At 41.0% G+C, this 13,189-nt stretch carries 13 protein-coding genes and 1 pseudogene; 1 reads left to right on the top strand and 13 read right to left on the bottom strand.

All coding sequences use genetic code 11. The features are described from left to right. Window positions 1-147: 147 nt before the first annotated feature. The 11 genes and pseudogenes from ACX17N_RS12090 to ppsA all read right to left on the bottom strand — a co-directional run bounded on the left by ACX17N_RS12090 (window position 148) and on the right by ppsA (window position 10,309). A pseudogene (locus ACX17N_RS12090) lies at window positions 148-404 on the bottom strand (TM2 domain-containing protein). 151 nt (window positions 405-555) lie between these two features. Then, on the bottom strand, window positions 556-1,002 hold the full coding sequence (gene rplI / locus ACX17N_RS12085) for a 50S ribosomal protein L9 (protein ID WP_016166409.1): 447 nt from the start codon (window positions 1,000-1,002) through the stop codon (window positions 556-558). Between the two features lie 9 nt (window positions 1,003-1,011). Then, window positions 1,012-1,239 carry a 30S ribosomal protein S18 gene (gene rpsR / locus ACX17N_RS12080; RefSeq protein WP_004278792.1) on the bottom strand — a complete coding sequence of 76 codons (228 nt, stop codon included), beginning with the start codon at window positions 1,237-1,239 and terminating at the stop codon, window positions 1,012-1,014. Window positions 1,240-1,250: 11 nt separating this feature from the next. Continuing rightward, window positions 1,251-1,640, bottom strand: a complete 390-nt coding sequence (gene rpsF / locus ACX17N_RS12075) for a 30S ribosomal protein S6 (RefSeq protein WP_116759542.1) — start codon at window positions 1,638-1,640, stop codon at window positions 1,251-1,253. 257 nt (window positions 1,641-1,897) lie between these two features. Continuing rightward, entirely contained in the window at window positions 1,898-2,776 is an 879-nt protein-coding gene (cyoE, locus tag ACX17N_RS12070; protein ID WP_458892817.1) for a heme o synthase, read from the bottom strand. A 10-nt stretch (window positions 2,777-2,786) separates the two neighbouring features. Beyond that, a complete protein-coding gene (gene cyoD / locus ACX17N_RS12065) occupies window positions 2,787-3,116 on the bottom strand; it encodes a cytochrome o ubiquinol oxidase subunit IV (RefSeq protein ID WP_458892816.1) in 330 nt (109 codons plus the stop codon). Beyond that, complete coding sequence (gene cyoC / locus ACX17N_RS12060; protein WP_458892815.1) at window positions 3,116-3,736, bottom strand: cytochrome o ubiquinol oxidase subunit III; 621 nt, start codon at window positions 3,734-3,736, stop codon at window positions 3,116-3,118. The genes cyoD and cyoC overlap by 1 nt, the downstream gene beginning before the upstream one ends. 4 nt (window positions 3,737-3,740) lie before the next feature. Then, window positions 3,741-5,729 (bottom strand): cytochrome o ubiquinol oxidase subunit I, encoded by a 1,989-nt coding sequence (cyoB, locus tag ACX17N_RS12055; RefSeq protein ID WP_458892814.1) that lies wholly within the window; start codon window positions 5,727-5,729, stop codon window positions 3,741-3,743. 3 nt (window positions 5,730-5,732) lie between these two features. Continuing rightward, complete coding sequence (gene cyoA, locus ACX17N_RS12050; RefSeq protein WP_458892813.1) at window positions 5,733-6,803, bottom strand: ubiquinol oxidase subunit II; 1,071 nt, start codon at window positions 6,801-6,803, stop codon at window positions 5,733-5,735. A 301-nt stretch (window positions 6,804-7,104) separates the two neighbouring features. After that, entirely contained in the window at window positions 7,105-7,860 is a 756-nt protein-coding gene (locus ACX17N_RS12045; RefSeq protein ID WP_458892812.1) for an RDD family protein, read from the bottom strand. Window positions 7,861-7,930: 70 nt separating this feature from the next. Then, window positions 7,931-10,309: a phosphoenolpyruvate synthase gene (ppsA, locus tag ACX17N_RS12040; RefSeq protein ID WP_458892811.1), complete on the bottom strand. Its 2,379-nt coding sequence runs from the start codon at window positions 10,307-10,309 to the stop codon at window positions 7,931-7,933. 155 nt (window positions 10,310-10,464) lie between these two features. Here ppsA and ppsR point away from each other — a divergent pair, with 155 nt between their 5' ends. After that, window positions 10,465-11,301 (top strand): posphoenolpyruvate synthetase regulatory kinase/phosphorylase PpsR, encoded by an 837-nt coding sequence (gene ppsR / locus ACX17N_RS12035; RefSeq protein WP_458892810.1) that lies wholly within the window; start codon window positions 10,465-10,467, stop codon window positions 11,299-11,301. 93 nt (window positions 11,302-11,394) lie between these two features. Here the strand turns inward: ppsR and ACX17N_RS12030 are convergent, their stop codons facing one another. Continuing rightward, complete coding sequence (locus tag ACX17N_RS12030) at window positions 11,395-11,961, bottom strand: flavoprotein (RefSeq protein WP_458892809.1); 567 nt, start codon at window positions 11,959-11,961, stop codon at window positions 11,395-11,397. Between the two features lie 192 nt (window positions 11,962-12,153). After that, window positions 12,154-13,158 (bottom strand): LLM class flavin-dependent oxidoreductase, encoded by a 1,005-nt coding sequence (locus ACX17N_RS12025; protein WP_458892808.1) that lies wholly within the window; start codon window positions 13,156-13,158, stop codon window positions 12,154-12,156. Window positions 13,159-13,189 lie beyond the last annotated feature (31 nt).

Genomic DNA, 13,189 nt, shown 5'->3' with positions numbered 1-13,189 from the left:
CGGTTGACTATCTTAATCCAAATGAAGCCGTTCTGGATAATTTAATTCTGCAAAATTGTAGAGGTGATGCAATAGCATAATCGATAGTCTTGCTGCTATTGCATCAGATTATGTGTAGCTTATGCTGAATAGAGCCTAGAACAATGCTTAAGACTTTACGAACCCGTCTGTTACGAACTTCCCATTTTTTAAATGTTAAGCAGAAAGCCATAGCGAAGCTTATTTTTCTTTGCATCTTTAATAAAGCCAACATTTTTACCTAAAGAATAAAGCAAAGCATCTATGAGAGGTAGGGCTGAATCAATGAATCACCAAATGCCAAGCCACTAAGGGTAAACAGTTTAAAAACCACTGGCTTTTTTTCCAAGATAGAAACGATCAAAGCCGAAGAGTCCTAAAAACAGGGCGAGTGTTCAAGCAATTAAACGATTTTTTTTTAGCATCGTAAGTCTAAGACAAATCATTATAACGTTAATGGTTAACATTTGATCTATTTATATTTTTTAGTCATAAAAAAAAGAGCATGCGTGAGCATGCCCTTTTTCTTGCAAGAAATTACTCAGATACGATAGTAACGAGAACTTCAGCAACAACATCATGATGCAATTGGATTGCGATGTTGAATTCGCCAGTGTGACGAAGTGCACCGTTCGGTAAACGAACTTCTGCACGGTCAACAACAAGACCTGCATTAGTTAAAGCATCAGCGATGTCACGAGTACCGATAGAACCGAAAAGTTTACCTTCGTCACCAGCTTTAGCAGTGATCACGATGTTAACTTCGTTCAATTGGTCAGCACGAGCAGTAGCAGCGCCTAATACTTCAGCTTCTTGTTTCTCAAGTTCAGCACGACGAGCTTCAAAAGCAGCAGTATTTGCTTCAGTTGCAGCTACAGCTTTACCTTGAGGGATCAAGAAGTTACGACCGTAACCAGCTTTAACTGATACTTTGTCGCCTAATTTACCAAGGTTTTTAATGCGTTGTAATAAGATAATATCCACAGCTCAACCTCACTTATGATTGTCAGTGTAAGGGATCAAAGACAAGTAGCGAGCTTGTTTAATAGCAAGCGCTAATTGACGTTGGTAACGAGCTTTAGTACCTGTAATACGGCTAGGAACAATCTTGCCGTTTTCAGTGATGTACTGTTTTAAAGTGTCGATATCTTTGTAGTCGATGTACGTAACGTTCTCAGCTGTAAAGCGGCAGAACTTGCGACGACGGTAAAAACGTGCCATTGATGTTCTCCTTATGCTTCAGCAGAGTCTTGAGCAGCAAGTTGTGCTTCTTCACGTTGAGCTTTACGCGCACGCTTTTCTTCAGCACTCTTAGCCAATAAAGACTCTTCAGTGATTGCGTTTTCACGACGGATGATTAAGTTACGAAGGATCGCGTCGTTGTAACGGAACAATTCTTCTAACTCATCAAGAGTAGTTTGACCACACTCAACATTCATAAGAATGTAGTGAGCTTTGTGGATCTTGTTGATTGGGTAAGCCAATTGACGACGACCCCAGTCTTCAAGACGGTGGATTTGACCTTCAGCTTCTTTGATGTGAGTGAGGTAACGTTCTACCATACCCACAACTTGATCGCTTTGATCTGGGTGTACCAGAAGTACGATTTCGTAGTGACGCATTGTCAGCTCCTTACGGATTATACAGCCCCTAACGTAATTGCTAGAAGCAAGGAGTCACAACCAAGGTTGTGTCGCATTAGATGCGAGGTGTGAATTTTAGAGGGTTTAGCAACAAAATTCAAGCAATATCGAATTTATGCTTAGAGATAAGAAAATATGTGGATTTGATAAGGTGAGGAATAGATATGAACTTACGGAAAGTTATTTGCTATGGAAAGTAGACCAGCTTTAAAAGATAGAGAGGAGGTCTCTATCTTTTAAAACAGGGGTAAATGTGGGGCAGGGCTTACATAGCTAAAACTAAAACTAAAACTCAAAGCAGTAATCAGAATCACTGAATATAAGAAATAGCGCTTTGCCCAAACTTGATCATTTTCAGCTTTAAAACCAATAATGGATAAATACACCCAATAAGCACATAAAGCATTAAAAGTGACTAAGAAGAATAAGTTTGTATAACCAAAGCAATATAAACCATTTAATACGGCTGCAAATAATAGTACGTAAATGAGGCTTTCAACCTTGGTACGTAAAATTGAACGTGCAACTGGTAAAATTGGAATACCTGCATTTTTATAGTCATCGAAACGATAAATTGCAATTCCCCAAGAATGAGGCATTTGCCATAGTGCATATGCTAAAAAAATCAGCAAGGCAGCGACATCGAATTCATTCGAAACAGCGGTATACCCAATCACAGGAGGACTAGCACCTGAGATACTGCCAATCACCGTTTGGTGAATGGTGGTACGTTTGCTCCAAAGACTATAAAACCCGACATAAACAACAAAACCAAGAACAGCAAAACCAAAAGCATAAGCATTCACAAAGAACCACAGCATGCAAAAACCTAAAAGACCCAAGACAGTTGCAAAGAGAAGTGCAACAGTTGGACTAATGGTTTTTTTTACAAGTGCACGGTTTTGAGTACGTTGCATCTTCTGGTCAATGTCTTGATCGATGACATTGTTGACTACACAACCTGATGCAACAACAAGGGTCGTTGCCAGTAGTGTAATGAGAAGTAAAAGGAAATCTACAGAACCTTGGGCGGCTAAAAAGAAGCCGCCCAAAGTGGTAACGAAGTTACCAAAGAGAATTCCTGGCTTAGTCAGGAATAAATACTTTTTCAACATGACAAACAGTTTAGAGCATCATGTTGAAGTGAAGGTAATTCATAACCCATACAGAACCGATCAAAAGAACGGCAATTGTAAGAATCGTATAAATGAATGCAATTACGTTCCAACGTTGCTCTGCAGAAGAGTTCATGTGCAAGAAGAAAATCAACTGTACAAGAACCTGAGCAACAGCGGTAATACCGATAACTGCAAGTGTAGCACCACGACCGAAGTTTTCTGGGTTCATTGCCATGTAGAATGGAACAATGGTTAATAACACAGAAACAATAAAACCAATGGTATATTGTTTTACGGTACCGTGAGCTGCATCAGACGTATGATGATCGTGACCCATTAGAGAACTCCCGCCAAATAAACTACGCTGAATACACAGATCCAAACGATGTCAAGGAAGTGCCAGAACAAGCTCAAGCAAGCAAGACGACGTGTATTCGGTAATGTCAAACCATTTTTCTTGATTTGAACCATTAACACGATCATCCATACCAAACCTGAAGTTACGTGAATACCGTGCGTACCAACTAAAGTAAAGAACGCAGATAAGAACGCACTTGTGCTTGGACCATGACCAGCGTGTACAAGGTGATTAAACTCGTACAGTTCCATGCCAATGAAGGCAGCACCAAATACCCAAGTAATCGCTAACCAAAATAATACTTGGCTAACATTCTTTTTGTATGATGCAAGAACAGCAAAACCAAAAGTCACAGAAGAAATCAAGAGAGCAAAAGTTTCTGTTAATACGAAACCTAAAGACTCACTGAAAAGATCTTTTGCACTTGGCGTACCTGGTGGAACGTGACCACTTAATACAACGAAAGCAATGAAGAGTGTACCGAATAGGATCAAGTCACTCATCAAGTATGACCAGAAACCAAAGACAGTGATGTCTGTATCATCGTGATGATGATGTTCATCGTGTCCGTGGTTATCGTGATGAAGTACTTCAGCCATTGTCCTAGTCCTTCTTCAAGTGTTTTTCAAGAATCGCATAGCGTTCGTTTTCAATGCGCTCAACTTCAGCAGCTGGAACATAGTAATCAACTTCCTTAGTGAAAGAGCTTACGATGAAGCTGATGATTGCAGCAACAAAGCTTACGACAACTAACCACCAAATGTGCCAGATTAAACCGAAGCCCATAACAGTGATGAACATTGCGATTACAAAGCCAGCAGCACGGTTTGTCGGCATATGAATATCTTCATAAGACGTTGGACGTGCATAAGCAACACCATTCTCTTTGTCATTCCAGAAAGTATCGATACCGCTGATTTTTGGAAGGTGAGCAAAGTTATAGAACGGAGCAGGTGAAGACGTAGACCATTCAAGTACACGACCATCCCATGGATCGCCTGTAAGGTCCATGTTGTCATGACGTTGTAAGAAACCAACGATGATTTGCATTAAGAAACATGCAATACCGATTGCGATTAATACAGCACCAAACAATGCGATTGTGATGTACGGATCCCATTCTGGGTTGTCATATGTATTCAAACGACGAGTCATACCCATGAAACCAAGGATATAAAGCGGCATGAATGCAAAGTAGAAACCGAAGAACCAGAACCAGAATGCTGCTTTACCCCAAGCTTCATTTAGCTTCCAGCCAAACATTTTTGGCCAGTAGAAAATGATACCCGCAAACATTGCGAATACTACACCACCAATAATTACGTTATGGAAGTGAGCGATAAGGAATAAAGAGTTGTGTACAAGGAAGTCCGCAGGTGGAACTGCCATTAATACACCGGTCAAACCACCGATACCGAAAGTCACAAGGAAGCCAAGTGTCCATAGCATTGGAGTTGTGTACGTAATGCGACCTTTGTACATGGTGAATAACCAAGAGAAGATTTTCACACCAGTCGGGATCGCAATAACCATAGTCATGATACCGAAGAACGCGTTAACGTTGGCACCTGCACCCATGGTAAAGAAGTGGTGAAGCCATACAACGAATGACAATACTGTGATTGCGACTGTTGCATACACCATTGATTTGTAGCCGAACAACGTTTTGCGAGCAAAAGTTGATACAACTTCTGAGTAAATACCAAATGCTGGTAATACCAAGATATATACTTCTGGGTGACCCCAAGTCCAAATCAAGTTTACGTAAAGCATTGGGCTACCGCCAAGCTCATTGGTAAAGAAGTGGAAACCGAAGTAACGATCTAGCGACAACATTGCAATTGTAGCTGTTAACACTGGGAACGCAGCAATAATCAGAACCGCTGTACAAAGTGCAGTCCAAGTGAAAATTGGCATATCCATAAGTTTCATGCCAGGCGCACGCATTTTGATGATGGTAACAAAGAAGTTAACACCCGTTAAAAGCGTACCAAGACCTGAAACCTGAAGTGCCCAGATATAGTAGTCAACACCAACACCAGGAGAGTATTCAATGCCAGAAAGAGGAGGGTAAGCCATCCAACCTGTAGCAGCGAATTCACCTAAAGCAAGTGAAACCATCATTAAGCCTGCAGCACCAGCAAATAACCAGAAACTGAGTGAGTTTAATAATGGGAAGGCAACGTCACGAGCACCAATCTGTAAAGGTACAGAGATGTTCATTAAGCCTACAACAAGACCCATCGCTACGAAGAAGATCATGATTACACCGTGTGCGGTGAAGATCTGGTCATAGTGTTCTGGGTGTAAATAACCTTCACCGCCACCACGAGCGAGGAAAAGTTGTAAACGCATCATGATCGCATCTGCGAAGCCACGAAGTAACATGACTACAGATACCAAGATATACATGATACCAATTTTTTTATGGTCTACCGATGTGAACCATTCGTTCCACAGGTAGCCCCATTTTTTGAAGTAGGTGATACCTGCTACAGCAACGATACCACCTAAAATCATTAGTGCGACCGTTACCAACACGATAGGATCGTGTGGAATCGAGTCTGGACCTAACTTACCTAAGAAGCTCATGTCTTATTCCCCTACAGCCGATGAAGCAGCTTCAACTGCGGCATGTGCGTCAGCAGCAGCCCCGTGAGCACCCGCAGTAGCTGAATGATCAGCACCGTGATAGTTACTCATGTATTTGTTGATCACTGATTCAAATAAGCCTTTCTCTACAGAAGAGTAGTAAGTCACTGGATGTGGCTTAGTTGGATAAGGCTTCATAGCTTCAGCAGCAGCCTTTTCTTCTGGAGTTGTCGCTTTAGCGATAAGAACTTCGATCTGATGATGCGAACGGTTGCCATCACGCAAGGTTGCAAATTCAGCTTGGTCTAAAATACCTTTTTGAATTGCTTCAGGGTTAATAGAAGTACCGTTGCCTGCTTTCACCGCTGCTACCCAGTCAGCAAACTGAGCTTCAGTCACAGAGTGCGCACGGAAACGCATTTGCGAGAAGCCATAACCTGAATAGTTAGAAGAGAAACCGCGGTAGCCTTCGGCTGGGCTAGTTTCATCTGCTAATAAGTGCAGGTGAGTTTGCATACCAGCCATAGTATAAATCTGGCCAGAAAGTGCAGGAATGAAGAACGAGTTCATTGTGAAGTTAGACGTTAAACGCAAGTTCACCGGAGTTTTCTCTGGGAAGCGAATTTCGTTAACAGTCGCAATGTTTTGCTCTGGATAAATAAAGATCCATTTGAATTGTTCAGCAATAACTTGAACAGTTACAGGTGCTTTATCAGATTCGATTGGGCGGTACGGGTCATACTTGTGTGAACCCCACCAAGTTAACCAAGCTAGAATACCAATAATAATAACAGGAACACCCCATACTACAATTTCAATTGCAGTTGAATGTGCCCATGTAGGTTTATAGTCTGCATCTTTATTCGACGAGCGATATTTCCAACCAAACCATAATGCCATTAAGATCGAAGGAATAACGACCAATAACATTAAATAGATCGCAGTCATCATCAAGTCACTTTGACCTTGTGCAACTGGACCTTTAGAGTTTAGAAGTACCATATCACCACCACACCCAGTTAAGAGTGCAGCAATCGTTGATAAAGACAATACAGCTAAAATCGTTTGTCTCATTTTACAACCTCGGTGAAGAGTCCCATTCCCTATATAATATGGGATAGCGATTAAAGTGCCGCATGTTTGAGAATTTTGATTTTTTACGCAAAAAAACTTCTCAAGCATCTGGCACCGCTACGTTGTAGGGCATTATGCCTGATATCGTTAAACTAAGCTATATATAAAGTTGCTTTAAATGACTGTTATAAAACCTGATTTTGAAGGTCGGAATTCTAAGTTTTTACTTTTTTTTTATTGAAATATCAAACTTATGTATGAAAAAAGGGATGAAGCGTTCATCCCTTGTTTTTGGTCTCTACTATTGTTTTACCACAATGGTTTTTGCGAGTTTATCGTGCAATGTTTGGCGTTTTTTTCCAAATGCGAATAAATAATCTGCAATTGTAATAAAGGGCATGAACAACATATTTAATATAATGAAGACAATGCTGCGAAGCAGGAAGATACGAGTCAAGTTTACTTTTTCGCCATTGTCTGCATCGACAATTTTAATACGGGTTAACTTTTTGCCAATGCTCTGCCCTGATTTTGCTAAAAAGAAGGCCTGAATGGCAAGCATAATAATGATGTATGCAAACATGGTCTGCCAAGCTTCTAGCGGGATCAGTGCAAAAAGTTGTTGCTGTAATTGCATGGCTTGAGTAGATGAATCTGCGGTTTGCATTTTTTCTTGAATGGTTGCAAGTTCATTGACTTGATCAGCATTCAGGAAAAAAGAAGGAATTGCAGCAGCAGGCAACCAAAGTAGTAAGTCAATAACTTTAGCTAAGCCACGAATATTGACTGAAGCCAGTTCTGGATTCGCTGTTTTGGTTTCTACTTTAATTTGGCTAATGGTAGGGTTGGATAACGGAGCATGAGTAGGAGCTACATAGCCAGTCGGCATGTATACAAGTTTCCCTTGGGTTAATTCACCTAAAGCTTTCCATTCGGTCATACCTTCATGCCAAGCCAAATCGGTTAGTAAAACTTGTTGGCTGGCAAGCATTTGATTCAACTGTTCTAAAGTATATGGACCAGCTTGTTGATTATTACGTGCCAAGTAAATTTGCATAAAAATAATATCTCAAAAAAGGTAAGAGAAAAAAAGACCCAACTAATGGGTCTTTTTTTAACATGTTTTCTTAAGCTTGTTGAGCTTTTTCTTCTGCAAGGAAGAACCAAGTGTCTAAAACTGAATCTGGATTAAGTGAAACAGACTCGATACCTTGTTCCATGAGCCATTTTGCTAGGTCTGGATGGTCTGATGGTCCTTGACCACAGATACCCACATATTTACCCGCTTTGCGGCATGCATGAATTGCCATAGAAAGTAATGCTTTAACCGCAGCATCACGCTCATCAAACAGGTGAGAAACAATACCTGAGTCACGGTCTAGACCTAAAGTTAACTGAGTTAAGTCATTAGAACCGATTGAGAAACCATCAAAATGTTCAAGGAATTGTTCAGCTAACAAAGCATTAGTTGGTAATTCACACATCATGATGACTTTCAGGCCATTTTCACCACGCTTAAGACCGTTTTGTCCAAGTAATTCAATAACGCGTTTCGCTTCAGCGACAGTACGTACAAACGGAATCATAATCTGAACGTTGGTTAAGCCCATTTCATCACGAACTTTTTTCAATGCACGGCATTCTAATTCGAAGCAGTCACGGAAGTTTTCAGATACGTAACGGCTTGCACCGCGGAAACCTAACATCGGGTTTTCTTCTTCTGGCTCGTAAAGCTTACCGCCAATCAAGTTTGCATATTCGTTTGATTTGAAGTCAGACATACGCACAATAACTGGTTTGTCTGCAAATGCAGCAGCAAGAGTTGAAATACCTTCAACTAACTTCTCTACGTAGAACTCAATAGGGGAAGCATAGCCAGAGGTACGTGCAAGAACTGCGGCACGCGTCTCACGCGGTAAACTGTCAATGTTCAATAATGCTTTAGGGTGTACACCAATCATGCGGTTGATGATGAACTCTAAACGTGCAAGACCAATCCCTTCATTTGGAATTTGAGCAAAGTCAAATGCACGGTCAGGGTTACCTACGTTCATCATGATTTTGAACGGAAGTTTTGGCATAGAGTTAATTGAATTGCGTTGAATTTCGAAATCTAACGCACCTTCATAGATAAAGCCAGTATCACCTTCTGCACAAGAAACTGTCACTTCTTGACCATCAGTTAATACTTCAGTTGCATTGCCACAACCCACAATTGCCGGAACACCAAGCTCACGTGCAATAATTGCAGCATGGCAAGTACGGCCACCGCGGTTAGTTACAATCGCTGCAGCACGCTTCATAACTGGTTCCCAATCCGGGTCAGTCATGTCTGAAACAAGTACGTCGCCTTCTTGTACTTTGTCCATTTCTTTAATAGACGTAACAATACGAACTTTACCTGAGCCAATACGTTGACCAATTGAACGGCCTTCACACACAACAGTGCCTTTTTGCTTGAGCAAGTAGCGTTCCATTGTGCCGACATTTTCACGGCTTTTTACAGTTTCAGGACGCGCTTGAACGATGTAGATTTGACCGTCGTCACCATCTTTCGCCCATTCAATATCCATTGGTGCTTGGTAATGTTCTTCAATAATAAGCGCTTGTTTAGCTAATTCTTGAAGCTCATGGTCATTTAATGCAAATTGTTGGCGTTCAGTTTTTTCAACGTCAACTACAACAACAGATTTACCTGCAGCGCCTTCTTCACCATAAATCATTTTTTGGTGTTTAGAACCAAGGTTACGACGTAAGATTGCGTGTTTGCCAGCTTTAAGTAATGGCTTAGAAATATAGAATTCGTCAGGGTTTACTGCACCTTGAACGACCATTTCACCTAAACCGTAAGAAGCAGTAATAAATACAGCGTCACGGAAGCCTGATTCTGTATCTAGCGTAAACATTACACCTGCCGCACCCGTTTCAGAGCGAACCATACGTTGAATACCCGCAGATAATGCAACGATGTCATGGGCAAAGTTTTGGTGTACACGGTAAGCAATTGCGCGGTCATTATAAAGTGAAGCAAATACTTCCTTGATAGCGATCAATACATTGTCGATGCCACGAATATTGAGGAAGGTTTCCTGTTGCCCTGCAAAAGAAGCATCTGGTAAATCTTCTGCTGTCGCAGATGAGCGAACGGCAACCGCGATATCAGGGTTGCCGTTTGAAAGAGTAGCGAAAGCGTCGCGAACTTCTTTTTCCAATTCCGCTGTGAGTGGGGTATCTACGATCCATTTACGGATTTTTGCACCAGTTTCAGCAAGTGCAATTACATCATCAACATTTAATGCTGCAAGTTCCGCGTTAATTTTAGCGTTAAGGCCACTTTGCTCGAGAAATTCACGATATGCAGCAGCTGTAGTAGCAAAGCCCCCAGGTACTGATACACCTGCATTTGCTAGGTGGCTAATCATCTCGCCTAGAGATGAGTTTTTTCCACCCACGAGCTCAACGTCGTGTTTCCCTAATTTTTCTAGACCAATTACGCGCGCTTCCAAAGTTGTTACTCCACTTTTGCAGTATTAATCACTATCTTGGCATGAATTTAAGACAAATCTACTCAGTATTTTAATTTTACCAAGCGACAGTCATGTAAGATCAGTTTACTATAATGATTATATAGCACTTAGACAAATATTCGAGGGGAATTTTAATGTCAGAAGGTAAACAAATAAAGCGAAGTGTGTTTTTTATCTCGGATGGAACTGCGATTACAGCAGAAACTTTGGGACACTCTTTGCTGGCTCAGTTTCCAAATGTAGATTTTGACATTCACATTATTCCTTATATTAGCTCTGAAGAAGCTGCAATGAATGTAGTTGCTGAAATTAATCAACGTGCTGAGCGGGATGGTCAACAGCCTTTGGTATTTGATACTTTAGTCGACCCTTATGTGCGTGACATTATTAATACCGCCAATGCGGTGAACTTAGATGTATTTGAAGGCTTAATTAGCAAGCTGTCTGAAGTGCTGGGTACACCACCTACGACATTGGTCGGACAGACGCATGCCGTTACCGATTCTGAGTCCTATAAGGCGCGTATTGATGCAGTACATTTTGCCTTAGACAATGATGATGGTGCGCGTACACGTCATTATGACAAAGCAGATTTAATTTTGATTGGTGTGTCGCGTTCAGGTAAAACACCGACCTCGATTTATTTGTCATTACAATTCGGTATTCGGGTTGCGAACTATCCATTAACTGAAGAAGATTTGGATGACAACCGATTACCTGCAGTGCTCAAAGCACATAAGCATAAACTGTTTGGTTTAATGATTGATGCTGAACGTTTGGTGGCAATTCGCTCGGAGCGTAAAGCCAATAGTCGTTATGCTAGTTTTAGCCAGTGCCAAATGGAATTACGTGCGATTGAAGGAATTTATATTTCTGAAGGGATTAAATATCTGAATGTTTCGGAAATGTCGATTGAGGAAATTTCTACGCGTGTATTACAAATGACTGGATTAAAGCGTCGTATTGGATAATTCAAAGAAGATAATTGTAATAAGGTAAAAGAGAAAACACTCAATGAGATGCGTCTGATTGAGTGTTTTTTTTGAATTATATTCACAGAAAAATTAATCGTCAGTCCACATGCGGATAATCAGATCTACGCGATAAATCGAGCCATCTACACACTCAATACTATCTTGTGTGATCTTTTTAATGGGCCAAGTGATTAACTGGCAGTTGCTTTGCTGTAGCGCGTAATAATAATCATCAGATTTCAGGAACTGTTTTTTGTCACTGGCCAGATTGGGCGTCAGTTGCCGTTTGAGCCATGTGTCTTGAATTTGGGTATCTAAAAAGCGCAGTGCCAATATACTTTTGACTCTTGTATTGATTTGACGTTTGTTCCGAATCAGCAAAGGATGCTGCATATTTCGATGAAATTTCTGTTCATTTTGCGGCAGTACAAAGCTTGGCTGAATTTGAAAAACTTGGACTAAATGAGCCTGTTGTCTTATTTTTTCCAGTTTTGAAGCGATATGTTGATCTAGACCAATAATTGCAATGTTTTGCATTGCGCAAATATTCAGCTCAAGTTGTTGGGATGAAATAATATGACCATGAAAGGCCGCATAGTCTTGAGTACGATTTTGAAAAATATAGCTGCTTGTGTTCAGCCTATTGGAAGATCGCATGATTGTTCCTTAATCATTTTTATTGTCAGGATTTTGTCAGTATATTGTTGGCTTAAATTGAATCGGAATTTGTCTGTGACGTAAAGTTGATTCAGCTACTCGAGAGTCATCTTATTTTTTCAATTGGGTGGAGGTAATTTAAGTTTGCGCCAAAATACGTGAGGTACTTTGACGCTTGCTACTAAGGATGGTTTATCCGTTATTTTTGATTTGCATTAAATAGCTAAAATTGTCTAAGCGTTTTTCTGTGTCGTAAATATCACAGGTAAAGATAAATTCATCGACTTCATAAGTTTTCAGTAAATCTTCTAGACCATGTCTTACGGTTTCAGCAGATCCAATTTGAGCCAGAGCAAAGAAATTATTCACCGACATCTTTTCTACAGGCGACCACAGCTCTTGCATACTGGTTACGGGTGCTTTTAATTTTAAACTTTGACCGCGCATTAATGCCAATACTCGTTGAAAAGCACTGGTTGCTAGATATTGTGCTTCTTCATCAGTGTCTGCGATGACCGTAGGAACACCCATTGAGACATAAGGTTTTTCCAAGTACTCGGATGGCTGGAAGTTATTTCGATACAGTTGAATCGCTTGGCCAAGCATTCTTGGTGCAAAGTGTGAGGCAAAAGAATAGGGAAGACCTAAGCGTGCAGCCAATTGTGCGCTAAATAAACTTGAACCTAAAAGCCATACTGGAACATGTGTTGATTGTCCTGGTGTGGCGACAATTTTCTGCTGTGGTTCTGGTGCTTTGAAGTATTGCAAAATTTCAGCAACATCTTGAGGAAATTGATCTTCGGTTTCTTGGCGACCACGACGTAAGGCACGCATGGTGACTTGGTCTGTTCCTGGCGCGCGTCCTAAGCCTAGTTCAATGCGCTCAGGGTAGAGTGTTGCCAATGTACCAAATTGTTCTGCCACAACCAAAGGGGCATGATTGGGTAGCATAATACCGCCTGAACCGACTTTAAGTGTCTGGGTGTTGGCCAGTATGTATCCTAACAACACAGCGGTGGCTGAACTGGCAATACCATCCATATTGTGATGCTCAGCCAACCAAAACCGTTCAAAACCTAGTTTTTCTGCATGCTGAGCCAATTCGAGTGCGTGATGGAGTGAAAAGGCAATGGTTTTGTCATCACGGACTGGAGCAAGCTCCAGAATGGAAAATTTAGTTTCTTGAAGTGTTTTCATTAACTGAACTCAAAAATCATATATCGAAATA

This window comes from Acinetobacter sp. GXMZU3951 (genome assembly GCF_054457875.1).
The sequence above is the reverse complement of the archived record's forward strand: the minus strand, read 5'-3'. Positions and strand labels throughout refer to the sequence as shown.